General features: G+C 31.8%; 24 protein-coding genes and 1 pseudogene. 5 read left to right on the top strand and 20 right to left on the bottom strand.

Annotated features, from left to right (window positions below; genetic code table 11):
* The first annotated feature begins 120 nt into the window (after window positions 1-120).
* The 5 genes from IEV63_RS01825 (at window position 121) to IEV63_RS01805 (ending at window position 5,646) form a co-directional block, all read left to right on the top strand.
* The gene (locus IEV63_RS01825; protein WP_188405049.1) at window positions 121-1,590 is read left to right on the top strand and encodes a DUF5687 family protein; all 1,470 of its coding nucleotides are present in this window, start codon (window positions 121-123) and stop codon (window positions 1,588-1,590) included.
* A 121-nt stretch (window positions 1,591-1,711) separates the two neighbouring features.
* Window positions 1,712-2,407, top strand: coding sequence for an ABC transporter ATP-binding protein (locus IEV63_RS01820; RefSeq protein ID WP_188405048.1), 696 nt, complete (start codon window positions 1,712-1,714; stop codon window positions 2,405-2,407).
* A 150-nt stretch (window positions 2,408-2,557) separates the two neighbouring features.
* Window positions 2,558-3,691 (top strand): hypothetical protein, encoded by a 1,134-nt coding sequence (locus tag IEV63_RS01815; protein ID WP_188405047.1) that lies wholly within the window; start codon window positions 2,558-2,560, stop codon window positions 3,689-3,691.
* Window positions 3,692-3,953: 262 nt separating this feature from the next.
* Window positions 3,954-4,946, top strand: a complete 993-nt coding sequence (locus IEV63_RS01810; protein WP_188405046.1) for an aspartate-semialdehyde dehydrogenase — start codon at window positions 3,954-3,956, stop codon at window positions 4,944-4,946.
* A 475-nt stretch (window positions 4,947-5,421) separates the two neighbouring features.
* On the top strand, window positions 5,422-5,646 hold the full coding sequence (locus tag IEV63_RS01805; protein ID WP_188405045.1) for a hypothetical protein: 225 nt from the start codon (window positions 5,422-5,424) through the stop codon (window positions 5,644-5,646).
* 307 nt (window positions 5,647-5,953) lie between these two features.
* Here IEV63_RS01805 and IEV63_RS01800 read toward each other — a convergent pair whose 3' ends face one another.
* From IEV63_RS01800 to IEV63_RS01705, 20 genes and pseudogenes are all read right to left on the bottom strand, one after another.
* On the bottom strand, window positions 5,954-6,568 hold the full coding sequence (locus IEV63_RS01800) for an acetyltransferase (RefSeq protein ID WP_188405044.1): 615 nt from the start codon (window positions 6,566-6,568) through the stop codon (window positions 5,954-5,956).
* Entirely contained in the window at window positions 6,568-7,170 is a 603-nt protein-coding gene (locus tag IEV63_RS01795; RefSeq protein WP_188405043.1) for a sugar transferase, read from the bottom strand. Before IEV63_RS01795 ends, IEV63_RS01800 begins: the two co-directional genes overlap by 1 nt.
* Window positions 7,171-7,606: 436 nt before the next feature.
* On the bottom strand, window positions 7,607-8,533 hold the full coding sequence (locus tag IEV63_RS01790; RefSeq protein WP_188405042.1) for a nucleotidyl transferase AbiEii/AbiGii toxin family protein: 927 nt from the start codon (window positions 8,531-8,533) through the stop codon (window positions 7,607-7,609).
* On the bottom strand, window positions 8,514-9,296 hold the full coding sequence (locus IEV63_RS01785) for a type IV toxin-antitoxin system AbiEi family antitoxin (RefSeq protein ID WP_188405041.1): 783 nt from the start codon (window positions 9,294-9,296) through the stop codon (window positions 8,514-8,516). Before IEV63_RS01785 ends, IEV63_RS01790 begins: the two co-directional genes overlap by 20 nt.
* Window positions 9,297-10,485: 1,189 nt before the next feature.
* Complete coding sequence (locus IEV63_RS01780; protein WP_188405040.1) at window positions 10,486-11,652, bottom strand: glycosyltransferase family 4 protein; 1,167 nt, start codon at window positions 11,650-11,652, stop codon at window positions 10,486-10,488.
* A complete protein-coding gene (locus tag IEV63_RS01775; protein WP_188405039.1) occupies window positions 11,645-13,024 on the bottom strand; it encodes a phenylacetate--CoA ligase family protein in 1,380 nt (459 codons plus the stop codon). The genes IEV63_RS01780 and IEV63_RS01775 overlap by 8 nt, the downstream gene beginning before the upstream one ends.
* Window positions 13,025-13,132: 108 nt before the next feature.
* On the bottom strand, window positions 13,133-14,383 hold the full coding sequence (locus tag IEV63_RS01770) for a hypothetical protein (RefSeq protein ID WP_188405038.1): 1,251 nt from the start codon (window positions 14,381-14,383) through the stop codon (window positions 13,133-13,135).
* Window positions 14,370-15,479 (bottom strand): glycosyltransferase family protein, encoded by a 1,110-nt coding sequence (locus IEV63_RS01765; protein ID WP_188405037.1) that lies wholly within the window; start codon window positions 15,477-15,479, stop codon window positions 14,370-14,372. The genes IEV63_RS01770 and IEV63_RS01765 overlap by 14 nt, the downstream gene beginning before the upstream one ends.
* Window positions 15,480-16,550 carry a glycosyltransferase family protein gene (locus IEV63_RS01760; protein WP_188405036.1) on the bottom strand — a complete coding sequence of 357 codons (1,071 nt, stop codon included), beginning with the start codon at window positions 16,548-16,550 and terminating at the stop codon, window positions 15,480-15,482. It abuts the gene before it with no gap.
* Complete coding sequence (locus tag IEV63_RS01755) at window positions 16,537-17,643, bottom strand: DegT/DnrJ/EryC1/StrS family aminotransferase (RefSeq protein ID WP_188405035.1); 1,107 nt, start codon at window positions 17,641-17,643, stop codon at window positions 16,537-16,539. The genes IEV63_RS01760 and IEV63_RS01755 overlap by 14 nt, the downstream gene beginning before the upstream one ends.
* Entirely contained in the window at window positions 17,640-18,476 is an 837-nt protein-coding gene (locus IEV63_RS01750) for a hypothetical protein (RefSeq protein ID WP_188405034.1), read from the bottom strand. The genes IEV63_RS01755 and IEV63_RS01750 overlap by 4 nt, the downstream gene beginning before the upstream one ends.
* On the bottom strand, window positions 18,477-19,406 hold the full coding sequence (locus tag IEV63_RS01745; protein ID WP_188405033.1) for an aspartate aminotransferase family protein: 930 nt from the start codon (window positions 19,404-19,406) through the stop codon (window positions 18,477-18,479).
* Between the two features lie 2 nt (window positions 19,407-19,408).
* Window positions 19,409-20,377, bottom strand: coding sequence for a GNAT family N-acetyltransferase (locus IEV63_RS01740; protein ID WP_188405032.1), 969 nt, complete (start codon window positions 20,375-20,377; stop codon window positions 19,409-19,411).
* The gene (locus IEV63_RS01735) at window positions 20,377-21,813 is read right to left on the bottom strand and encodes a lipopolysaccharide biosynthesis protein (RefSeq protein WP_188405031.1); all 1,437 of its coding nucleotides are present in this window, start codon (window positions 21,811-21,813) and stop codon (window positions 20,377-20,379) included. The genes IEV63_RS01740 and IEV63_RS01735 overlap by 1 nt, the downstream gene beginning before the upstream one ends.
* Window positions 21,806-22,222 carry a sugar 3,4-ketoisomerase gene (locus IEV63_RS01730; RefSeq protein ID WP_188405030.1) on the bottom strand — a complete coding sequence of 139 codons (417 nt, stop codon included), beginning with the start codon at window positions 22,220-22,222 and terminating at the stop codon, window positions 21,806-21,808. The genes IEV63_RS01735 and IEV63_RS01730 overlap by 8 nt, the downstream gene beginning before the upstream one ends.
* Window positions 22,222-22,617 carry a sugar 3,4-ketoisomerase gene (locus IEV63_RS01725; RefSeq protein ID WP_188405029.1) on the bottom strand — a complete coding sequence of 132 codons (396 nt, stop codon included), beginning with the start codon at window positions 22,615-22,617 and terminating at the stop codon, window positions 22,222-22,224. The genes IEV63_RS01730 and IEV63_RS01725 overlap by 1 nt, the downstream gene beginning before the upstream one ends.
* Before the next feature lie 84 nt (window positions 22,618-22,701).
* A pseudogene (gene rfbC, locus IEV63_RS01720) lies at window positions 22,702-23,256 on the bottom strand (dTDP-4-dehydrorhamnose 3,5-epimerase).
* Window positions 23,257-23,714: 458 nt separating this feature from the next.
* Window positions 23,715-24,089: a Fic family protein gene (locus IEV63_RS01715; protein WP_188405028.1), complete on the bottom strand. Its 375-nt coding sequence runs from the start codon at window positions 24,087-24,089 to the stop codon at window positions 23,715-23,717.
* An 84-nt stretch (window positions 24,090-24,173) separates the two neighbouring features.
* Window positions 24,174-25,508, bottom strand: coding sequence for an RNA-binding domain-containing protein (locus IEV63_RS01710; RefSeq protein ID WP_188405027.1), 1,335 nt, complete (start codon window positions 25,506-25,508; stop codon window positions 24,174-24,176).
* An 81-nt stretch (window positions 25,509-25,589) separates the two neighbouring features.
* Window positions 25,590-25,862 carry a nucleotidyltransferase family protein gene (locus IEV63_RS01705; RefSeq protein WP_262890050.1) on the bottom strand — a complete coding sequence of 91 codons (273 nt, stop codon included), beginning with the start codon at window positions 25,860-25,862 and terminating at the stop codon, window positions 25,590-25,592.
* Between the last annotated feature and the right edge of the window lie 288 nt (window positions 25,863-26,150).

Raw genomic sequence — 26,150 nt, 5'->3', positions numbered from 1 at the left:
TTATTATTTTAATGCCTACAAAAACACCCTAAATATGGTCTAAAAAATTACCTACTAAGCTGTAACAAATTTTAAGATGATGCTACTGATACAACATACAATTTGCAAAACCAACTCAAAATGACTAAAACCTTTTTATCTTTAGAGTGGAAAAAGTTTTCCCGATCTGCCGCATTTTCCAAAGGCCTGGTCATTAAAATTTTAATGATTTTTGGAGCCTTATATTTTGGTGGTATTGCCATTTTTATGGGCGGTATTGGTTTTAAAATTCTCCAAAAAGCAGTACCCGATGTCGATCCGTTAATTACTTTAAACCAGTTTTTACTTTATTGGGTTTTAGGCGAATTAGCTTTGCGTTTTTTTATGCACCAAATGCCTGTCATGAATATTAAACCATTAATGACGCTTCCTATAAAGCGCAGCAAAGTAATTCAGTTTTTATTAAATAAAACCATTTTTTCCTTTTTCAATTTAATTGGTATTCTGTTTTTTATTCCATTTTCTGCTGCCTTGATTTATTTTGGTTATGCACCACTTCAAGTAGCCGCGTGGTTACTTAGTTTAATGGGTATTGTATTGTGTTTAAATTTCATAAATTTTTTAATTAACAAAAACAACACCTATTTTTATGTTATTGCCAGCTTTGCCGTTTTGTCTGTATTGCTAAACAACTACAATATTATATCCTTTACCAAGATTTCGGAAAGCATTTTTTATGCTTTGTATCAATTTCCATATTTAGTTGTCTTTCCCTTGCTACTCGCTTTTATTTTATACAAGTCCAATTACAACCTACTGGCTAAACATTTTTATTTAGATGGAATTATACGTAAAAAAATAGAAAAAGTAGAAACCAAAGACCTGAGTTTCATGGATCAATTTGGCGATATCGCTCCTTTCTTAAAGAACGATATTCGGATGATTTGGCGAAACAAAAGACCCAAGCAAGTTTTATTTACTGCTGTATTTTTTGTGTTTTATGGTTTATTTTTCTTCACCTTCGAAATTTATAAAGACAATCTTTTCTTTACTTCTTTTGCCTCCATTTTTATAACTGGTGGGTTTTTACTTACCTTCGGACAGTATGTACCTTCGTGGGATAGCGAATACTATAAACTCATGATGAGTCAAAATATACCCTATTACCAATACCTAAAATCCAAATGGTCGTTAATGGTGGTAGGCGTATTAATTGCCTACGTGTTAAGCATTCCCTACATATATTTTGGAATTAAAATTTTCGCTATGATTAGTGCAGCTGCGGTATTTAATGTTGGTTTAAATTCATTTATAACCTTATACGGCGGAGCTTTAAACCGTGTGCCTGTAGAATTAAATGTAAAAGCTAGTGCTTTTGGTAATACGCAAGGCTTTAATGCCACCCAACTACTCATCTCATTACCTAAAATGATTGGACCTTACGTAATTTTTATCGTACCTTATTATTTTATTGGTTTTAAAGCAGGAATTATTGCGTTAAGCCTAAGTGGAATATTGGGACTTGTTTTTACAAAATTCTTTTTAAAATTTATTGAAAAAACATACCAAAAAGGAAAATATAAAACCATTGCAGCATTTGCAGAAAAATAAATTTAATGTAATTTGAAGCTTCCTCGATCTTATAGTAGGGAGTAGTTTTACCTAACTAAAAGCCTTGGGTAAGAACTCAAACAAAGTCTCCGTCGGTAAGTGAACTAAAAACAAAACAAGCATGATAGAAATTAACCAAATTAGTAAAGTATATAACGGCAAAAGCGTATTAAACATCGATCAACTAAGCATTCCTAAAGGGCAAAGTTTTGGCTTAGTAGGCAATAATGGCGCTGGTAAAACAACCCTATTTAGTTTGTTACTAGATTTAATTCAGCCAAGTACGGGCAGCATTAGCAATAACGGAATTGAAGTGCATCAAAGCGAAGCATGGAAACCTTTTACATCTTCGTTTATAGACGAAAGTTTTTTAATAGGTTACCTAACTCCAGAAGAGTATTTTTATTTTGTTGGCGATTTACGCAACCAAAGTAAAGCTGATGTAGACCAACTACTTGCTCAATTTGAAGATTTTTTTCATGGAGAAATTCTCAATCAAAAAAAATACCTTCGCGACCTTTCTAAAGGAAACCAAAAAAAAGCAGGTATTGTAGCTGCATTAATCGGCAACCCAGAAGTTATTATTTTAGATGAGCCTTTTGCCAATTTAGATCCAACAACTCAAATTCGTTTAAAAAAAATAATTAAAGACCTCAGCCAACAAAAAGGAGTTAGCATCTTAGTTTCAAGCCACGATTTAATGCATGTTACCGATGTTTGTGAACGTATTGTTGTAATAGATAAAGGCGAATTGGTAAAGGACTTAAAAACAAACGATGCTACATTAAAAGAATTAGAAGCTTATTTTGAAGGCTAAGATTTTTCGATTTAGGATTTTTCGATTTGGAATTGATGATTTAAGATTGGGGATTTAGGATTTTTGATTAAAGTAAATATCAATCCATTCATAGCTATGCACATCTATCTATTTGGTTTCAAAATCTTCGCTTATCGCCGAATTAAACATTTGCTTAAATACTTTATTCAATTTGGTTTAAATGAGGTAAATACGCTACAAGTTTTCCGACTTTTGTTGCTTACTTGGTTAGTTACCAAGCTCATTAGCTTTAAACTGTGGTTTCAATTGTACCGGGTCTTTCCAAGAATAACTGCCGTTGATTTTATCGATTTTGAAGCTTTAGCATTTGTTGATGTTAGTTTGGCTTTTATCAGTTTTTTGTGTATTGCCTTCAGTTTATACAAAATCAATTCAAAAATTATTTTGAGTTTTATCTTTATAGAAATTGTATTGTGTTTTTTTGATGTAATTCGCATACAACCTCTTCAATTTCAAATGATTTTATTAAGCTTCATTTATGTGCTTCAGCCCAAAAAATTTAATTTAAATTTATTATTGCTCTTAAGTGCTACCTATTTATTTGCAGGTTTATGTAAATTCAATTTAGGTTTTATTAATGTAAATTGGTCTTATTTATTTTTAGAACAAACATTAGGTATTCAACGTAGTTTCACTCAAATTCCTATAATAAAAGCATTGGGTTTTATTATTCCTTTCTTAGAAACACTTGCCGGTATAGTTTTGCTAACCAAATACAGAAAAATAGCTTGTATAGGCTTAATTGTATTTCACTTGGCCACGCTAGTCTATATTAGTCCGTTTCATCTAGCCCTCAATCATGCTGTTTGGCCATGGAATTTAAGTATGATTCTTCTGCTTTTTTACTTTGCAAAACAAAGACATTTATCGTTTAATCAGATTCATTTTAAAGCTTTTTATCAAAAAATATACCTCAGCTTCTTGTTTGTTTTTCCAATTCTAGGTTTCACAAATTACTATCACCCTTACGCTGCTTTTCAACTATATCAAGGAAAAGATACTTATTTAATTATGCAAAGTGCTTCAAATAAACTGGCTGCATTTCATCAAGAAAAATACCAAAAATTAATGCCCGAAAACCAAGGGCTTTATACTTCACTATGCAGACAAATTACTTTTTCTGAATTTAATGTTCCTGTTGCTTCTATACCTTGGCTTCACAAAAAAATAAAACAAACCGTACGGTCCAAAATGAGCTTTGGAGAAACTCGATTCTACAGTTTGCCTTATCCGTACCGAAAAGTAGTGCAGATAGTTGACTAATTTGCGGTATGGGTTCATGTACAAAACAAGAGAAAAGGACTGAGAAAGACTTAAGAGATGAAAAGACTTGAAAGACAAAAAGACTGAAATGAGAAAAAGACAGGTTGGGGATTTTTATGTTGACTTGAAGAAACAGATTTGAGAGCTGTGATATTGTTTCTTGTTTGCTAGTTTGGTAGAAAAATTATGTGTATTAACTAAATGATAAACTAGCTTAAACTATTTCCCAAATTAGTACATTTGCATCCTTAAAAATAAAAAAATGAAAATAGCTGTTGTTGGTGCTACTGGAATGGTAGGACAAGTTATGCTTCAAGTGCTTGCAGAACGTAATTTTCCATTAACGGAATTAATTCCTGTAGCTTCTAAAAAATCAGTTGGAAAAGAAATTGAATTTCAGTCCAAAAAATACAAAGTAGTCGATTTAGCAACCGCTGTAGAAATGAAACCGGATATTGCATTGTTTTCGGCTGGCGGCGAAACATCCTTAGCCTGGGCGCCAAAGTTTGCAGCCGTAGGAACTCGAGTAGTAGATAATTCGTCTGCTTGGCGGATGCACGCAGACAAAAAGTTAATAATTCCAGAAATTAATGCGTACGAATTAACTCAAGACGATTATATTATTGCCAATCCTAATTGTTCTACCATTCAATTATTAATGGCATTGCATCCTATTCATAAAACTTATGGAATAAAGCGTGCTATTGTTTCAACTTATCAGTCTATTACAGGAACTGGAGTAAAAGCTGTACAACAACTAGAAAATGAATTTAGAAAGCTTGAAGGCGAAATGGCTTATCCTTATCCAATTCACAAAAATGCAATTCCGCATTGCGATGTGTTTTTAGACAACGACTACACCAAAGAAGAAATGAAGCTTACCAACGAAACCAAGAAAATACTTGGAGACGAATCTGTACAAGTTGTGGCAACAGCAGTTAGAATACCTGTTGTTGGTGGCCATAGCGAAGCTGTTAACTTAGAGCTTAATTCGAGTTTTGAGCTTAAAGACCTAAAAAAATTACTAAGTGAAACTCCTGGCATTGTAGTGCAAGACCAACCAGAAGTAAATCAATACCCCATGCCGATTTATGCCGAAGGAAGGGATGAAGTTTTTGTAGGTAGAATCCGAGAAGATTTTACCAGAGAAAATGCTTTGAATTTATGGATAGTTGCCGATAATTTAAGAAAAGGAGCCGCAACCAATACCGTACAAATAGCAGAATATTTAGTACATAGGTTTAAGATTGCTTAGCGAAAAGTTGCTTGCTGGTTTCTGGTGAATGGTTGTTGGTTGTAAGTGAATTGCAAAACAGTAACTTGTAAATTATGAATGCTTGACTATTTTAAATTAAATTTTTAGAAATTTACCTACAATTGCGTCAGCTTTAAAGAAAAAAATGCAGAAACTGTCGTCTTTTTTATAGCTGAAGCTACTCATAAAGCTTTAGGTTTTTAGAAGCAATAGTGTACTTTTATAAATTTTAAGCAAGCAATTATATTCAAAATCAATTTATTAGCTAAACTTTAAGTTATTTTATTTAATTAATAAATCCTGGTTTTTACCTTTTGTATGTAGTTATAGTAGTATATTTGACTGTAATTTAGTTAAACAAAATTCTACAATTAATTTACTTAACGTAAATGAATCAGTTATATATTTGCAGATTGTTGTGTATAAAGATATTTTACTAAATTGCAAAATACCAATCGATTAAGAATTTTAGGATATGAGTAAGCAAATAAAGTCAATAATAATAACTAGTCTAGTTTTCTTTTGTACGCTTTCGCCACTTATAGTGGTAAGCCAAGGACTTGGTGGCCCACCAACTCCTGATCCAGGTTTTGATGATGATGTTGATGACGAAATTGTTCCGATTAATTCGTTATTATTACTTAGTTTAGTGGCTGGTGGTGTTTATGGAATACGAAAACTAAACCAAAAAGAAAAATAATTTTTTTACCTATATAAACACAAAAGCCCTTATGGATAAACCAATAAGGGCTTTTTTATTTTAAATCTTTAAACTGATTTAAGCTTTTTATAGAAAGGGGTTATAATTGCTAATATGCATTTAAAAACAATGCGTTTAATTGTTTGAATCTCTTGCAAGTGAGTATGTAAATCTAATGTGTTTAACTGAAGAAGCCCTGCTACTTAAAAGTAACAGGGCTTGTTTATTTTGAAAAACTGGTTTAGGATAGATGATTTAGTTAAGCTAAAAACTAAGTGTATGATGAATTTTGATTTCTTAAAATTTACTATTTATGAAATTTAATGGGCTTTGCGGGTATGCCTACGGCGGTGCAATTGGGAGGAAGTGATTTTGAAACTACAGCTCCTGCTCCCACAATTGTGTTTTTCCCTATTTTTATACATTGGATAATAGATGTGCCTATTCCTACGTGTGAACTTTCGCCTATTTTCACTCCACCTGCTAAAGAAACATTAGGTGAAATATGAGCAAAATCTTCAATAATACAATCGTGTTCAATCACAGCGGAGGTGTTAATTATGCAATTCTCACCAATATACGCATCTGAGTTGATTACAGCATTAGGCATTATAACTGTACCCTTTCCAATTTTGGAATAGGGTGAAATAATAGCACTTGGATGAGCTATACCGGGCGAAAGTTGAACAGCATTTAATTTTTTAACTATTTTTTTTCTAACTGCATTATCACCAATACTTATAATTAGTGGATTGGAATTTAACTGTACATCATTGTAATTAGAAATCACTTCTCGACCCAAAAAAAGCTTAATATCAGGATTATCATCAAAGATGTAACCGACTTCAAAGCCGTTACTTTCAATGATGTCTATTATTACTTTAGCGTGACCGCTAGCACCAAATAAGTTGATTTTTTTCATTAATTCCCTTCAAATTTAGTAGCTGTAGCTTGACCAGCTTGATTAATTCCTTCTGAGACAAAAACCTTTTTAAAAGTTAATATTAGGATTTTTAAATCAAATAAAAAACTTTGTTGATTAACATATTCAACATCTAATTTAAATTTATCATCCCAAGAAATAGCATTTCTGCCATTGACTTGCGCCCAGCCAGTGATTCCAGGTTTTACATTGTGACGTTTTTTTTGTTCTAGATTATACAATGGTAAATATTCAGGCAGTAGAGGCCTTGGACCAATTAAACTCATGTCACCCTTTAACACGTTGAGCAATTGCGGTATTTCATCTAAAGAGGTCTTACGGACAAATTTACCTACTGCGGTTAAACGTTCTGCATCCGATAACAAATCACCATGAGCATCCTTTTTATCGTTCATGGTCTTGAACTTGATAATACTAAAAATATGTTCGTTTTTCCCAGGTCGTTTTTGAAAGAAAAAAGGTTTCCCATTGTTGGCAATAGCCAATGCAATTGTGGTTACTATAAAAATTGGACTTAGCACTAACAAGCCGAAAAATGCAGCGAGAAAATCGAATGTGGGTTTTAGGGATGATTTGTACATTTTATTGCGGGTTGCGGGTTGGATTATTGCGGGTTCACTTCGATACAATTTCAACTCTACTCTCGTTCGTTGAAATCACTCAGTGTAAACACTTCTAGGTACTATTTCAAATCCACTCGCGTTCGTTGAAATCACTCAGTCTAAACACTTCTAGGTACTATTTCAAATCCACTCGCGTTCGTTGAAATCACTCAGTCTAAACACTTCTAGGTACTATTTCAAATCCACTCGCGTTCGTTGAAATTAAGCCATTTTGCCCCGGCCCTAAAGGGTGAATGGCTTCAACTTCATCATGTTTGAAATCATTCAGTGGTCGCACTTCGGTACATCCCGATTAGTACCGGGACACTCAGTGACCTCTAAGTAGATTAATAAACAAAAACTAGCAATGGAGCGGAGCGACTAACTTGGAATTAATACAGTTTTTTTTCATTATTTAGTTTAAGTCTTTATTATTCTCAAATTTAGAAAACTCCATTTCAAGTTTATTATAAAGCTTTTTGTGCTTTGCTGGGTTTTTCTTGCTTAGCTTATTGATATTTTGCAATTTCCACTGGACAGCTGGGAATTGGCTAAAATCATACGTATTCCAATCAGGTTCTCCAACCTCTATGCTTACTAAAAACGCCTTGTCTTCTTTTGTTAAAGCTGAGTTTACAGTACGAACTAAGGTTTCTCTTGTTTTTTCATATTCTAAATAATCAAACTTAGCCTGCGACATTCCTTCAAATTGATTACTAAATGCTAGATTTTGATCTTTAAATATAGGAAACAATACTTCAACGATAGGTCTATTGGAGCTAATTAAATAGAACAGAAAGCCTTTCTTTATTTCAGGTGAAAAACCATCTTTTTCTAGCATGTATTTGATATCGAACAAATCACGAGGATGCTGACGGTCTAAGGCTGCACATATTTTACCACCAAATAAATGCCCTTGTTCAACAACTGCTATCTCTGTGTAAACCTCAAAATCATCTTGTGCTTTTTCGCATAATGCTAAATGCTGAGGTGGAGAATAGCAACCTCTTTTAATTAAATTGACTTCCATTTTGATCGTTGCATCCTCACTGCTTACCAAAAGTTTAGCTTCGTTCTCCAGATGTTGAACCTTGAATAAAGTGAAAGCTTGTTCAATATTTTTCTTAATCTGCAACAAGGCTTTGCTTATTCCTTGTAACGCATTATTTCTATTTTCCAATGGTAGGTAGGTAAGGTCTATATCTACCGACAACCGAGGCATATTTCTAATAAATAAGTTGATTGCTGTACCACCATGTAAGGCAAAACAATTTTCCTTAGCAACTTCAGGAAGAACTCTTAACAATAAATCTACTTGCGCTTTATAATTCTGGGGACTCATCTTTTTGCATTTCTTGCGGAACGGTGATTTTATATTTTGGTATATAAACTCCTTTTTTCGACAAACTTCTGTTCCCTTTTCCTAAATCAATTTGTTTTAAATTTAAGTGTTTAAACCAGGTATGACTACACGATTCTGCTAAGTAAAGAAATAAACGTTTCACTTTCACGGAGGTACATTGTTCCAACAAAGGCTGTACTTGTTTTGGATGAAGATTATTAAGCCCTTGCATAATTTGAAGACACTCCATCAAATCTTGTGATTGTGGAGCTAAAAATAGACATTCCATTAACCCACGAGCAGGTGATGATATGCTCAGTTCAAAGTTATCGATACGAATAGATGTCATTCCTTCATCTGCAGGAAGAAAAGAAGTGGTATAATAATTTATATCTACTTTCCAATCATACTTTTGAAACCAAAGGGGTAAATTTTCTTTCGAATGTCCAAATAAGTAAACTTGTTGCTGGTCAAAATCTAAAAAATGAGCTTTTCCATGAAGCGATAAGGCTGTTTTAGCTCCAGGATGTATGCTCAAACCTAATTGCCGTTGGAGACCGAAAATGGCACCAAGGTAATTAACTTGGTCCTTTTCTCTTATCATTGCTCCAGTACCTATGGATGTTAACCAATTACTATTGCGGTACTTCCTGAGTAATTCTGGACTGTAGCCTTGCCCCACCAGCCAACTACTAATTAACACAACTCCGGGAGGCTGTAATTTTAATAACTTGTTTATTTTAGATGGTTTAACGGTACTCATAGTTCATTTTTATGCACTAAATTAAACAAATTCTTTTATATAGTTTATTTTAATTTATTTTAATGCACCTTGAGTTCATTTATAAGCTTTCAAACAAACACTTCGGTACTATTTCAACTCCACTCGCGTTCGTTGAAATCACTCAGTGTAAACACTTCTAGGTACTATTTCAACTCCACTCGCGTTCGTTGAAATCACTCAGTGTAAACACTTCTAGGTACTATTTCAACTCCACTCGCGTTCGTTGAAATTAAGCCATTTTGCCCCGGCCCTAAAGGGTGAATGGCTTCAACTTCATCATGTTTGAAATCATTCAGTGGTCGCACTTCGGTACATCCCGATTAGTACCGGGACAATTAGTGACCTCTAAGTAGATTAATAAACAAAAACTAGAAATGGAGCGGAGCGACTAACTCGGAATTATTGCGGGTTCACTTCGGTACAATTTCAACTCTACTATCGTTCGTTGAAATCACTCAGTGTAAACACTTCTAGGTACTATTTCAAATCTACTCTCGTTCGTTGAAATTACGCCATTTTGCCCCGGCCCTAAAGGGTGTATGTCTTCAACTTCATCATGTTTGAAATCATTCACTGGCCGTACTTCGGTACATCCCGATTAGCACCGGGACACTTAGTGACCTCTAAGTAGATTAATAAACAAAAACTAGCAATGGAGCGCAGCGACTAACTCGGAATTATTGCGGGTTCACTTCGATACAATTTCAACTCTACTCTCGTTCGTTGAAATCACTCAGTGTAAACACTTCTAGGTACTATTTCAAATCCACTCGCGTTCGTTGAAATCACTCAGTGTAAACACTTCTAGGTACTATTTCAACTCCACTCGCGTTCGTTGAAATCACTCAGTGTAAACACTTCTAGGTACTATTTCAAATCCACTCGCGTTCGTTAAAATCACTCAGTGTAAACACTTCTAGGTACTATTTCAACTCTACTCGCGTTCGTTGAAATCACTCAGTGTAAACACTTCTAGGTACAATTTCAACTCTACTCTCGTTCGTTGAAATTAAGCCATTTTGCCCCGGCCCTAAAGGGTGTATGGCTTCAACTTCATCATGTTTGAAATCATTCAGTGGCCGTACTTCGGTACATCCCGATTAGTACCTGGACACTTAGTGACCTCTAAGTAGATTAATAAACAAAAACTCGCAATGAAGCGGAGCGACTAACTCGGAATCTCTTTCAACAAACTTTTATACTCTTCCAACAAGGCTTCCCAAACTACTTTTTGCTTGTATCTGGAAGTAATCATCTCGCGAGCATTGCTTTTGAGCTGCTGATACAAGTCTTGATCTTCTAGAAGACTTAACATCGCTGTTTGTAAAGTTTCGGTATTTTTAACTGGAATAATCAATCCGTTTTTGCCTTCAATAATAATTTCATTACAACCATTAATATCCGACACTATACTAGGCAAGCCCATTGCTCCTGCTTGCATGACCACATTAGGAAATCCTTCTCGATAACTTGGAAAAGTTAACGCATCTGAAATAGCAAAATAAGGCCGTACATCTTCTTGAAATCCTACGGCAATGATATTCGGATTGTTTTGTATTTCTTGTAAAGTTTCGGGGAGTAAGGGGTCAAGTTCAGATTCTTGGGGACCGACGAGTAAAAGCCTCACCCTAAATCCCTCTCCAAAGGAAAGGGACTTAAAAGCTTGAACCAACTCATTTATCCCTTTATCTCCAACTAAACGACCTACGAATATGAAGACAAAATCTTCTTCTTGGATGCCTAATTGCTTTCGTAATGTTTGGTTTTGTTGTTGTGTGTAGTTTTCTGGATTGAAATAGGAAGTGTCTATGCCATTAGAGCTTCCGTTGGCAATGACTTTTATTTTTTCTTTTTTAGCATAGTTATTTTCTAAGATAAAGTGCTCTAATCCTTTGCTGTTGGGATATATTTTAGTGGCGCAAGCGTAGGTTAGTTTTTCTACAGCATCTAGCAATTTTCTTTTACCACCCTCTGCTTCCATGAGTGGCATTCCTGCAACGGTGTGTAAACGTATAGGCACATTAGCTAGATTTGCTGCCAGCATCCCTAAAATTCCCGCTTTTGGAGTGTGAGTGTGAACAACAGCGGGTTTATCTTTTCTGAACAAGCGTATAAGCTTAACCAAAGACACTAAATCTTTCACCGGCGTGATCTGGCGCGTCATGTGGACTTCTCTCACCCCTACCTGTTCATAAACCGACACTTTTTCCAGCTCTTCTTTAGGTCCTGAAGACACACACAGCACCTCAAAAAACTTACTCATAAATCTAGGTTGCCCTTTGATTAAAAACTGAAGGGATAGCGGCACTGTGGTTAAGCGGATGAGTTTAGGCATACCCATTTATTAGGTGCTTGATATTATTCTTAACAATTCTAAACTTACCACTATTTTCTACTTTTATTTTTTCAACTGGACTAACCTCTATAACCATCTTATTACCAACTCTATCTATCCAATTATCAATGAATACCTTTTTACTTTTTTCAGTAAAATTGTCATCAATTTCTATTAGTATTTGAATCTCATCTAAAGAGTCCTGAATTACCTGAAATTTTTTTATTCCAAGGGTTCCTTTTAATGTATTTGAAATATTTCCTAAATTAATTTTACCATTTTCAGGTGAATATATGAAATCATCTATACGACCTAAAATTTCCTTTACCATAGGGTTATTATTACCACAATCACACACTTTATTCTCATCTTCTAAGGTAATACGGTCGCCAATATCATAACGAATTAATGGAGTACCATGAGTTGTGAATGATGTAACTATAAGTCGACCAGAATACACAGGAAGATCATTATCATCTAAAACTTCAAACACCCCACTTTGCAATTCTAAATGTAAATTTCTTTTTTCACATTCAAAAATAAAAGGTGCACCTTCTGATGATGCATACTGATCAAACATTTTTGTATTGAAGTAAGTCTCAATAATATTTCTAGTTTCAGTTGTAATAGTTTCAGCGGTTGGAAAAATAGCTTTTACTATGTTAGAAGGAAATTTAATATTATATTTAATTCCATATTTAGCAATTTCTAAAATTGTAGATGGAAAACCTACAAAAAACTCAGGTTGATATTTTATTAAATCTTCTAAGTAATAACTAAGGTATTTTTCACTTATATGAAAAGTAGAGTAATATCTAACCTTGTACAAATAATCAGTCTTCCAAAATCTATTTTTACTAATATCTCTTTTTGAAATAATAGATTTACCAGAAAACCAAGCTGTTTTTTTACCGAGCTTGTACCCTTGTTTCATTCTAAAGGCATCAAGCATGGCAAAGCGCTCTTGCATATCTTCTTTTGTGAACACAACTTCTAAAGATTTACCTGTAGTTCCTCCTGTTTTAGAAACTATACCATTTTTTTTTTGTAGTGTAATAATTTCATTTAAATTTTTTCTTAATGTTTCTTTATTAAGAATTTTAAAATCATGTAAATTGATTTCACTAAGATTTATTTTTTGGGTATACTTTTTATAATAAACTGAATTATCTAAAGCATCAATTAAAAACTTATTTAACCTTATATGCTGAATTTTTAAAAGACCGCTTCTAGACTTATATGCATTAGACTTAAAATCTACTAAAAACTTATTATAAACACCTGAATACCTTTTTCTATACGAAAGAAAATTATAAAATGAAATTAAAAAATTAAATACAAAATTTGGCAAATAGTTTGTAATATTATTCATTAATCGTTATATTATATTTATTAGTTATAAATTATAATATTCAAATTTGTTTTTGAATGATTTCAAACTTAAAAACTTATTTGATTGAAGTGTTATTTTAATAAATTATTAATATTGCACTATTGGCTTAAAATCAATACCCTCATACAGTATTAAAAATAAATTGCCATACCACAAAGAAGGACTAATAAGTACATAACTCAAATATATAATTGTAAAAAAAAATTTAAAAGAAAAGACTGGAATAAGAAGCAAAATCATCATCTTTGATTCTCTATGTTGAATATATAGCAGCAACATTAATAAAACAAAAAACAATTGAGACACTGTGAAAAATCTGTTACCTGAAGGTATTATACTCGCAAAAAAAGATAAGGATGCAAAAAACAAACTGAAGTTGAAAAGATTAAATATTCTAGTATTAATATGTAATTTTGGATTCTTCAATTTCTTAAAAAAATAAATCGATAAAAAGAAAAAGAATAACTTATTTATTATCGAAAAGTATCTTGATACTATTTGGTAAAGAGAATCAGATCTTTCTTCAATTTTATCTGTTAATTTATCACTATTGTATAAATTGATTTTTTTTTTCACACTAGAAGAAACTAAATCAGACTCACCAATGAATTTAATGTCTATTGAATTAGTTTCTAAGAACCAAGAAGCAGAAAACGCTATTAAAAAAATATAAAAATGCAAGTTTAAAAGTGTTCTACGTTTTATACTTAAAATTTTGTAACCAGAGATGTAAAACAGAACAGCTAAAGATATAAATAAGTAAGAAAAATGAAAAAGAGGTACTGCAAACAATAAAATTAAACCACTTTTCTTATTTTTTAATATTAGAAAAACTGATATAAAAAAAAGCCACGAGGCTGTCCAAAATCTTACCCCATTCATATTTGATATTGGATTTATCGCAAAAAAGCAAATCAATAAAATATAAATATAAATATCATGCTTAACAAGCCTACATTCACTCATAAATATTTTTAATGACTTGTAACAAAAAAACCCAAATACTAAACCAAAAAAACCAAATAAAACTTTAGGATTATCAGTAAATTGTTTTACTAAACCGTAAGCAAAAAATCTGTATAAATCAGTGCTTTCACCAAGTAAAAATAAATTATAAATATCGCTAAAACTAGAAAAATTAAAATTACTGAATACATATGCAACTCGATAAGAATCAGCAGATCTATCTGTAAAATCAAATGCATAACCATACAGACATGAAAATAAAACAAAAACAAATGCACTTTGAATCGATAGTATATTTTTAGAAGCCATTAGAAAACTCCCTAAAGGCCAAATAGGAAATAATGGAATTGATAATTTGCTAAATGCCTTCATTTTTATTTTTGTAAATTGATAAAAACTTTTTAGCTACTATTTTTATATTATACTGTTTCAAGTTTTTTATTTTCTTTTGATTTTCAAAATTATTTACCAAAAAATTTTCAAAGTTATGTTTTTCATTTTCTTCAAAATTGCTTGTCAATTCTAATATCGGTCTATTTGCAAGAGAATAGTCAATTAGTTTACTAGGAAGCTGATTACTGATATTTAAATTAGTAAAATTTATCAAAAAATCTGCCTTACTCATTTGAGCAATTAATTCATCTCTAGGGATACTATTTTCAATTACTAGCTTATCTCCAAGTTTGTCAATAAATGGCAACAACAATCTTTTATTAGGTGTGTAAATTATAAATTTGAATTCTAATTGTAAATTAGATAAATAAGTGAGAAAATTAAATGGATCTCTATTGTTTTTATAAAACAACCCCGCATAAATAAAGGTTGGAATTTTATTTTGAGTGTATTTAAAGAGTTTTAATTTATCAAAGTTAAATCCTTGAGGAATTACTTTAATCTTATCTCTAAATTCTTTGTAAAAGGAGTTTTTTGCTTGTGTAATTGGGACGGTAATAAAATCAGTTTTTCTACACCAAAATTTCTCGACATACTTAAAATAAAAGAACGGCTTTTTTATTGAATTACCCATATAAGGGTCTCCACAATCAGAAACCCAAGTTTTAAAATTTCTTTTTTTAATAACAGCGGCACCCCAATGTATGGGAAAAGGCAATGCCACTGTAATTAGTAAGTCTATGTCACCTTCATTAACTATTTTCTTTCTAACTTTATTCAGTAATAAAATATCTGGAAATTCTAAAAATCGATTTAATGTATAAATAATTGCTTTTTTCCAAAGTGGTAAATTTATTTTACCGTCACTATTTTTAGTTAGAAAAGCGGGTGTGCCTATGTCTTTAACTTTGACATTGTACTTTGCCTCAAATTCTTTATAATTATATTTTCCTGTGCATGCCATTAAAGTTACATCATGACCCTTAACAGCAAATTCTTTGGCAAGTTCAGTGGCTCTAAAGGAACGTGGAGATATTCTTGGATATATCGCTACTGCTACTATAACTATCTTCATTTAATTTGATTTTAATTTATGCAAATTTAAATACAGACTTATTAACCTATCAGAAGTTTTTGAAATAGAGTGATTATTATGTACGAAATTTCTACTTTCTAAACCCCATCTATGCAAATCTTTTTTATTATCTAGAAGATACTTTAAGTTTTTTTTTAAGTTAGATTTTTCAATATTAAAAACAGGACTCTTAATATTTTTTGGTAAATACTTTAAATATATTTTATCGATAAAAGCGCATGCTACTTTACCATATGCCATAGCCTCTAAAGCTGCTGTACCATACCACCCAACAGAAATCTGATCTATATAAATATCACACCATTTATAATATTTTTGAAGCTCTGCATGCGTAACATTTTCTATTATTTTAAAATCAATTTGGTAACCATCCTTTTGCAAATCTTCTATAGCATTTTCAATATAATTTGTACCTTTAAAAACACGGTGAGTTGGCGCATGTAGTATCCTTATTTTTCTATTTTCTAAGTTTAAAATAGGTGTAAATTCAAAGTCATTAAAATCTAAACTTATTGGTAATAATTCATTAACTTCAAAGCCAAACTGTTTAGAAAACTCCATATGAGTTGGCAGACAACAAAGGCTATAGTCTATATACTTAAACTCATTTTTTAGCCTACTTTTTATTCTAGAGTCATGAGATTTATTCTTTACAAATATATGACCATTTTCTAATTTATACCTTTTTATTATCCATTCATAATGTCTAATGTCATTCCCCAAATATTCCATAATAACAACTTTTTTGAAATATCTATAAAAGGGTAGGTCTATTTGGTATGGCAAAAGTGTTTTTCCAAAATAAAAATGGAAAGTATTATACTTAAAGAAAGCATAAATTAATTTTAAGAAGTTTATTAGTTTAAAAAACAATCTATCAAAGAAATTAACACCTAACTTAAGCTGATTGTCATTAACCCTTTTTGAATTATCTTCGATAACGTAGGATTTTGCATATATATTTTTTCTTCTTAGCTCTCTTGCAAAAAGTCCTGCTTGGGTGCCATAATTAAACAAGCCATGAAAAACTTTTAATTTATCGGTAGTCATTTATCGTCTTAATTATGGTATTGACTTCATCTTTAGTAATGACCTGACTTATTGGTATACTGATAACCTCGTCTTGCATTTGTTCAGCTACAGGTAAATTTAAATGTTTAAATTCTTTTAAAGCCGATTGGTGGTGTGGCGGTATGGGATAATGAATGACTGTCTGTATGTTATGTTTTGCAAGATATTCTTGAAAATGATCTCTTCGGCTTTCTTTAATTCTTAATACAAATAAGTGAAAGGCATGTTTTTCTATATCATGCACTAAAGGCAATTGTATATATTTATTATCAATTTGTTCTAAATACTGTTTTGCTACATTTTGGCGTTTTTTATTATCACGGTCTAAATTTTCAAGTTTTTTATTTAGAAATGCCGCTTGTAATTCATCTAATCGGCTGTTGACGCCTTTGTATTTGTTGTGGTATTTTTGGTGAGAACCATAGTTTCGATAAGCTTTTATAATTTGAGCAATTTCAGAATCATTCGTTGTAATTGCGCCACCATCACCCAAGGCACCAAGATTTTTTCCAGGATAAAACGAAAAAGCCGTGGCATGGGTTGATCCGCCAACTCTTTGACCTTCTAAATCCTTTGCTCCATGTGCTTGAGCCGCATCATCAAACAATAATAAGCCGTTCTCACTAGCTAGTTTTGTAAAAGCTGGTATATTTGATGCTTGACCATACAAATGAACCGTAAAGATAGCTTTTGTGTTTTGTGAAATTGCTTTTTGGGTATGCTTAACTGACAGATTAAAATCTTCATCTGGCTCGACAAAAACTGGCTTTAAACCTGCATTAATCACTCCTAATATAGTGGCAATATAAGTGTTTGAAGGCACAATAACATCATCACCTTCTTTCAATTTTCCAGCAATTTTATAAGCTTCAAGAATAATCGTAATCGCTTCTAAACCATTGGCTACACCTACACAATGTTTTGCCTTACAATACTTGGCAAAATTAGTTTCAAAACTCTCTAAGTGCTTACCCATTAACACCCAACCAGAATCTAGCAAATCGACTAATTGCGTATGAAAAGCTTCTCGGTACTCTTCGTTTATTTGTTGTAAGTCTAAAAACTTAATCATTGAGTTTTTGTATTGTAAATTTCATATAAAGGTTTAAAAAAATCTTTTGCAATAGTTAAATCATTCTTATCTAATATTATAGGCTTTTTCACACTTGGCTTGAAACCGTCAATAGATGATATACTATTCAAATCTACTTTTAAATATTCTTTAAAATCAAAGTCCTTTAAATTAAAGTGTTTTAATAGCCCATTTAAAGCTTTATTAGGGTCTATTTCAAAAATGTTATAATCAATAATCTTAGATTTGGAAATATATTTAAATAAAACATAGTTTCTAACAGCAATTAAAAATGCGGTTTTCACTACATAATTACTCTTTATAGCTAAGGTGAATTTATTATAAAAAAGCTCCTTTAAAAAGTCATTTTTATTTAAAGTTTCATCAAGTTCATCGAATGCATCTTTATACCATTTTCCATAAAACTTATTTTTAACACAACTATTTAGTATTTCAATTGGATCTCGCCAAATCGCCCATTGTTCTATTTTTGGATAATTTTTGTTTACCCAAGGTATTGAAAAATGGTTGATATTAGTTATTATTATATGGAAGTTATTAGGATGAAAATCACCCTCTACCGTTGAGTATTTGAAATGCCACTCAGATTTAATATATGATTCAATAAAGATACCTTTCTCTAAATTTGAAAAAAAATTATTGTCTTCAGAATTAGTATTTGAATCATCTAATATTTTGTACATTTTTTTTCTTATAGACCCACTATTAAAAGGTCTGAATACAAGCTCAACATCTGGGTGTTTTGATAAGGTTCGAGATATTGCAGATGTACCTGAACGATCATAACCATTAAGTATCAAGTTATTTATCATCTAATAATTATATCTTTTTAAAAATGATTTTAGTATTGAAGCAAAATAGTCAACATGACTTTTTTCTATAAATTGATTTAAAGGTAGATAAAAAGCTTGCTTTCCATAAAAAACACTACACTGAATACCTCTTGTCCAATAATATTTTTTTAATAAATCTAAGTCAATTTCTTTAGGAGCCGTAAACAAAAATACGCCTGGCACACTATTTTCCGAAAACATAAAGAAAGGCTTAAAACCTAATTGACTAAAAACTGTGCTATAATAATTAAATATTTTCCTTCTAACTGATGTCCAATATTCTATTTTATTAAAATAATAACCAACAACACTGGATATATATTGAAATAGATCATTTTCCAACTTGTAGTCTACAGGCGTATCAGACAAAAGAAAACCTCCCAATTGAATTGGAAAAAATTTAGAAAAGCTGAAAATTGAATAATTACTCTTTGTTCCGCACAACTCATTATTAGATAACCTAGAGTTAAATGAATAGGCACAATCTTCAATCACAATTTTATCACTTTTATAGTCCATCACAGAATTGTCTGCATATCCAAATTCGTGGTTGAATAGCTGATAGTTAGATTTCGTATCTTCATGTCTAGTCCAATTTTGGTACATTTCTATGGTTTTTGTAACACAACCACTTATATAAAAATTGTTCGAAGTAGTTTTAATTATAGTATTTCCTTTACCATTATACTGTTTTGTATTTTCATATACTAACCTCAAAGCATCTTTTCCACTCTTTGTTAACGTTACATACTTATCTGGATATCTTTTCTGCAATAAAGTCAATAGGTCAAAATCATTATTTCTAGCAATAGACGCATTTTTGAAAATATCTTTTTTTCTAGAAGGTATTATTAAGAAACTAGGATGATTATTAGTGATTTCTTCTACAATGTAATTATTTAAAATCATTTTTAAATTTGATCTAATAAATTATAATTTTTGGTCTTAATCTCATAAAAATCATGCGAATAGGCTCTACCTCCCATGCGTTCTTTCCAGGCTAATAAGCCTTGATTTAAGGCTTTCCCATTATTTTCGTTGGCAATACCAAAATCAAAATATTTTTTATTATTAAAAACCTCATCTATTAAATGTATATATAGCTGATTTAAAGCTCCATTTTTCCTCGCTTCATCTGTTGCTGATATATACTGCGCGTGAGCAACAGTTTTAGTTTCAAAAAAGACCGTCCCTGCAATCGTTGTATTGTCGTTTTGGGCAATATACAATTTTATGTTATTAGGAAATCTAGACTTTAGTAATAAAATCTCTTCAATATTATGTACAGGTTTTACTTTAAACCTTGAATATAGATTGGGTTCTAGCACATCACGCCAAAATGATTCAAAATCTTCAGATTCTATAACTTTAGTACCTGCTTTAGCTGCTTGTTTGGCTTCTCTTCTATAATTAGGACTATATTTAAATCTATTACTATAATCTATTGCTAATGCTGTATCTCTTCTATACAATTTCGCATTAATTAAAAACATAGCATATTCCACTTCATCGGTTTGGAGCTCATTATAAAACCGTGGAAAAGCTTTGTAAATCAATTTTTCTACTCCCTGTTGATTCAAATATTGGACTATTGCTTTTATAATCTCTAACTGTACTGGTAATTTCAAGTCTTTTTTATAACAAATTCCACCGTAGGTTAGCCCTTGATGGGAATACACAATATTTTCATCCGTAATGTTGGCAGGTAAGCAAGCTACGAGCTTATTTTTATCGTCATAGACCATCAAGGAATAATCTGTAAACCGATCGGCATGATAATCCATGAATTCACGCTCAAATAAAAAAGTTGCATTTTTAGCATGCTTTATAAAGCTATTCCAATCTTTTTTTTTTGTTTTTGAATAAAACTCTACAATCATTAAATCTTATTTTTAATTGTTGATAATAAAAAATAAAGTGTTTTATCCCTTATCAACCCTAATATACTTAATATCAATATACTAAATAATAAAAACCTGATTAGTAAACTTGTTAATTCTGTAAAATTAAAGTCTATGAATTTGGAAATTAAAACTCCAATAATATAAACGCTTCCATTAATCATAAAAAAAGTTAATACACTTTTTAGTTGTTCTTGCGTACCGAAATCAATCAATTTTTTATTAGGCCAACTTATTAAAATGAAAGATAAAAACTGGTGTAAGATTAGACCATATAAAAAAGGCTCCATCCCATAAAAAATTAAGCTTGCAATCAAGGGTATTGCTAAAAACTTACGGTAAATCCCTATTTTAAGAATTTTACCACTTTGATTTTTAACTTTTAAAATATTAGTATTAAGCGCATCTAATGGATAAAACAAACCAGAGAAACAGAGAATGGTTAAATATTCTCCAGCTAATTCCCACTGCTGCCCCATTAAAACTACTGTTAAGTCTTTCGCAATAAAGGACAATAAAAACATGCCTGTAATAGACACCAACATTATAGTTCTTAAAATTTGTTTGTATGAGTTTTTTAATCTTAGGTTGTCATCTTGTATTTCGCTTAAAACCGGGTAAGTAACTTTTTGAACGATTTGAGATATAGAGTTTGAAGGGAGACGCTTAAAAGTTTCAGCTCGAGTGTATTGCCCTAGTTGTGCTGTTGAGAAAAATTTACCAATAACAATGAAATAGATGTTTTGATAAACTGTGTCGATTAACCCCAAAAGCATCAACTTATTTCCAAACCCATACATATCTTTAAAATCTTTGAGAGAAAACTCTAGCTTAGGCTTCCAATTCGAATATTTAAAAAATAAAAACATAAGACATAAAGCTAATATTATTTCTTTCCAAACTAAACTCCAAACACCATAATTATTGTAAGCCATAATCACAGAAATACTACCTGAAATACAAACTGAAAAGAAAGTAATAATTGAAAGCTTTTTAAATTCTAATTTTTTTATAAAGATTGTTCTTTGAACAATAATAGTAGAATTAATTACAAGACTTAATGATAAAATTCTGACCAAATCCTTTAATATTGGTTTATTGTAAAATGAAGCAATGTAAGGCGATATGAAAAAAATTATGATAAATACTGATATACCAACTAATACATTAAACAAAAAAGCGGTGTTATAGTAACTATCATCAGGATTCCTCTTTCTTATTAAAGCATCACCAATTCCTGAATTGACCAAAACATTGGATATTGCTATTATAAATACAATCATCCCAATCAAACCAAAATCTTCGGGAGCAAGAACTCTAGCCAATAATATACTAACAAAAAAAGTTACAGCTTGTCTAGAAAATATTTCTACGGCACTCCAAGCTACACCGCCTAATGCTTTTTGTTTAAGCATTTTTAAAGTTTAAGAAGTCGTTATAATTTCTTAAATAATCTTGTTCATCATATTCATGGGATGCTAAAACCAAACAAATGGCTCCAGATGTGAAATTAATTTCAGAAGCCCAAATTCCCGGTGGAACATGTAATGCCTGATTAGGTCTGTTCAAAGAAATTATTTTTTCCTGCTTTCCATCTTTCATTTTTACCTGAAAGCCTCCACTGACTGCCACTATAACCTGATGACATTCTTTATGTGCATGAGCTCCTCGAGATTCCCCACCCGGAATATCGTATAAATAAAAAACCCGTTTTATTTCAAAAGGGATTTCTCTATTATTTTCTACTACCGAAATATGCCCTCGCCGGTCTCCAATCTGGTCAATTTTAATCAACTTACAATCGTCAATACTTGTTGGTTTCATTATAAGTCGTTTATATTTCTAATGTAATCTTGAGCATCAAACTTATGACTGGATAAATGCAAAGATACGGCGTTAGTCGAATGATTTTCTATGTGTCTCCAGGTTTTAGGCGGAATGTAAATAGCGTTGTAAGAACGGTTAAGTTGAAGTGTTTCTTTATCTCCATTTTTATGGGTGATGACCACATCAAAACTCCCAGAAAGGGCGATGATGATCTCTTCCTGTTGGTGATAAGCATGTCCACCACGCTGTTGTCCACCTGGCACATCATAGTTCCAGAATACGCGCTCTACCTTAAAGGGGATGTGCGTCTGCTCTTGAAGAAAAGTCAAATTGCCTCTATCGTCTTCAATTTTGGGAAGCTTTAATAGTTTTACGTCCTTGCTATTAGTCATGTTTTAGCAAATGTTTTCAATATTTCATTAAATAGTATTGATGAGTAGTTTAGTTTTTATAATTCATTAGCTATTAATAAATGCTCATATATTCTTTAACAAAAAATCTTCGTACTCATTATTCATAATATCTTTTTGAGAGATAATTTTTTTTCTCTGAGCAATTCCCCAATCTATATTTAACTGTGTATCTAAAGGATTAACCCCTGTTTCAGAAATCTTATTGTAGTAATTATCACATTTGTAAAAAAAGATAGCTTCTTCGCTTAGTACTGAAAATCCATGTAAAAAACCTCGAGGCACAAATAACTGTTTTTTATTTTCTTCTGACAATTCTATTTCAAATTTCTGCTTAAAACTTGGTGAGTCAGGTCTAACATCAACAAGCACATCTTTGACTCTCCCTTTAATTACTCTTACTAATTTTGCTTGAGCATAATTTCCTTTTTGCATGTGAAGCCCTCTTATAGTTCCATATTGGGATTCAGATTCGTTATCTTGTACAAAATTTATATTTTACCCTATTGCTCTGTTAAAATCGCTTTGATTAAAGCTTTCGTAGAAGTAACCACGCTCATCGCTGAAAATTTTTGGTTTTATGATGTAACAACCTTTTAGTTCTGTTTTTACAATTTCCATTTTACTTATTATAATCATATTTAATCCGCACAATATCGTCTTTACCAAAATAGGTTGCAAGTTGTTGTTTTACAAACAGGCAATTTTTATTTTTACGTTTTATTTATTGTGGGTTTTTTGTTACGTGAGTCGGGACTTCGGTAAAATTCATCATGAAGCTAGATTATTCAACTTCGATAAACCTCAGTTAAAGTGAATTACTCAGCCCGAGAGCCGCGTATCATTTTTGGTTATAGTTGTGATTTATTATTTCGTTGGTCTTTAGTCATTGGTCAATAGTTAAGGGTCGGTTATTCTCGACTCCGCTCGAACTTAAAACAGATTTTTATAGCGGATTTGTTGTAGGCTGTAGGCTTTAGGCTGTAGGCACTAGGCTTTTTTTTGCTTTTGTCTTTTTACAGAATTTAGCATCAACACTTAGCTCTCAGCCTTCATCCTTGAAAAATTATTTTTCAATTTTATTCTGTTCTATTTTTAAATTTTCTACCAAGTGCTGTTAGTTTATATTTCTGGTTTCTGCTTTTTGGTTTTTCAGGTATGGTCATTTGTATTAAACCAATTTCTAATGCGGGCTGAATGTAATTATATAAAAATGTGGGTCTATGTTTAATTTCGCATTTAGTCATAAGCTCACTTAGTGTCATATCATCATTAAGAACTGAAACTAACTTTTCAATTTGTTCGGTGACTTGTTCGGTGACTTGTTCCATTGGAAGAGTCGTTCTTATGTGATTTTCGGTAAAATAGAAACATGATTTATCATAAGATTTTAAAATACGGGGTAGGCCAGAACCAAGTTGTTCAACAAGATCTAGATCTCTGTATATTCTCATAATTTCTTTATTTCTAGGAATGGAATAGCCTTCAAAAAACTCTTTTTCTCCTAATTTTTCTGGGATTCTACTATAAAAATCAACTTATAATTCAAGTTGCTCCAGAACTATCCAATACCCTTCTTTTCTTCCTCCTCTTCTATCAATAATTTTGTTGTCTTTTAATTTCTTTATGTTGTACTCTACTCCACGAACACTTAATTTCAACTTTTCTGCTATTTTTTTATGAGTAATTTGCGGATCAACAATAAGTAATTGTAATATATCTAATTGAGTCTTTCCCACAGTTTTTCCCACAGTTTTTCCCACAGTTTTTCCCACAGTCTTTTCCACAGTCTTTCCCATTTGTTTCTCCATTTGAAAACTCATACGAATAAAATTTTCTGAAAAGTAGAAACATTCCTCTCCATAGGTTTGTAGAATTCTTGGTACGCCAGAACCAAGTTGTTCTACTAATTCCATATCTCTGTAAATACGCATTATTTCTTTACTTCTAGGGATAGATACTCCTAAGAAAAACTCTTCTTTAGAAAGGCCTTGTGGTAAACCTCCATAAGATGTAATTTCAAAACGATCAGAGAAAAACTCAAATTTTGGAGCTAATTCATACGTATAGTCATTGTGTACCATAGCATTAATGATAGCTTCACGCAGTGCAACTTTATCCCATTGCTTCTTTTCTAAACGTTCTTTTGAAGTAATCTTCGTAAAAGTTTTATTTTCAACATCTATTTTGTCAAGTACTAGTTTGGTGGCCTTTATCAATGAGCAGAAACCAAACTCTTCATTTTGAACCAAATCAACTCGTGATGTATCAGCGTATTTCGCTACTTTTACAGAGACGTTATTGTTATCAGCCACCAAATAGGCTACATAATTGTATTTTTTATCTGGATTTAAAAGCTCTAAGGATTTGGCAAATTGTTTTTTTAGAGGCTTTCCTATTGTGTCGTAATAAATCCGAAGTTGTTCAAATTTCAACTCCTGATTTGGTGATTCAATTTTACCGATAGAAGTTTTGATTCTTTTTGAAAATAGGTCTTCTATCATTCTCCCAGTCATCGGCTCTGAAGCGCTGCCGTTTCTCATGAATGCTCCTTTAGAAGACATTCCGTATTTCTTAAGGTAATAGGGGCGCTCTTGTCCGCTGGCAACGATTATTTTAATAATTGGTTTTTCCTCTCTTACTTCTTCTACTACATCAAACAGTCCCATACAAGATGGAGCTATATTATTTTTAATTCTGTCCTTGATTTGCAATTGTAGTTGATCTGAGTTTTCAACCCCCTGTGCTTCACCTTGATCATTGATTCCTATATAAATAACACCTCCGCCTAAATAATTCAAAAAAGCCACCACTTCCCGTTCTAAATGTGGAGTTAGTTGTGCTTTGAATTCAACTCGGTTATTTTCAGTCATTAGGTATTGGCTGTGTTTTTATTTACTTTTAATTCAATCTTTTAGATAACAGATTCAATATCTAGAATATATTTTAGTAATTTAGGCTGCATACAAGTTTACTTTATATTTATTTATTTCTTCTAAGAGCACTGGGTTTTTAAGTGATTTAACCGAGACTAAATCAACTTTTCTTTCAAGTATTTTCTCAAGTGCATCAAGAAGTGAAAAATAATTATTCGCATAATCTAAGACTTCTAATTCAGAAGAAAACTCAACCAATAAATCAAAATCACTTTTCGTATTCACTGTTCCTTTAGCCGCAGAGCCAAATAAAGCTATTGACTTCACTTGATGTTTTTTGCAAACGTCTATGATTGCTTGTATATTATGTTGTATAATATTGTTTATTTTCTGTTTACTGTATTAAGCAAATTTAGTTGTTTATTGCTTATCAAGGTAATTAGTTTATCTGTTGTCGGCCCTTCGATACATCCCGATTACCATCGGGACACTCAGGGACCTGTGATTCCCTTCGGTAGTTCTGCTGAGCTTAGTCGAAGTACATCCCGATTACCATCGGGACACTCAGGGACCTGTGATTCCCTTCGATAGTTCTGCTGAGCTTAGTCGAAGTACATCCCGATTACCATCGGGACACTC

It is taken from the genome of Psychroflexus salis (genome assembly GCF_014640175.1).
GTDB lineage: Bacteria > Bacteroidota > Bacteroidia > Flavobacteriales > Flavobacteriaceae > Psychroflexus > Psychroflexus salis.
Note: the sequence above shows the minus strand (reverse complement) of the source record. Positions and strands in the feature narration are given on the sequence as shown.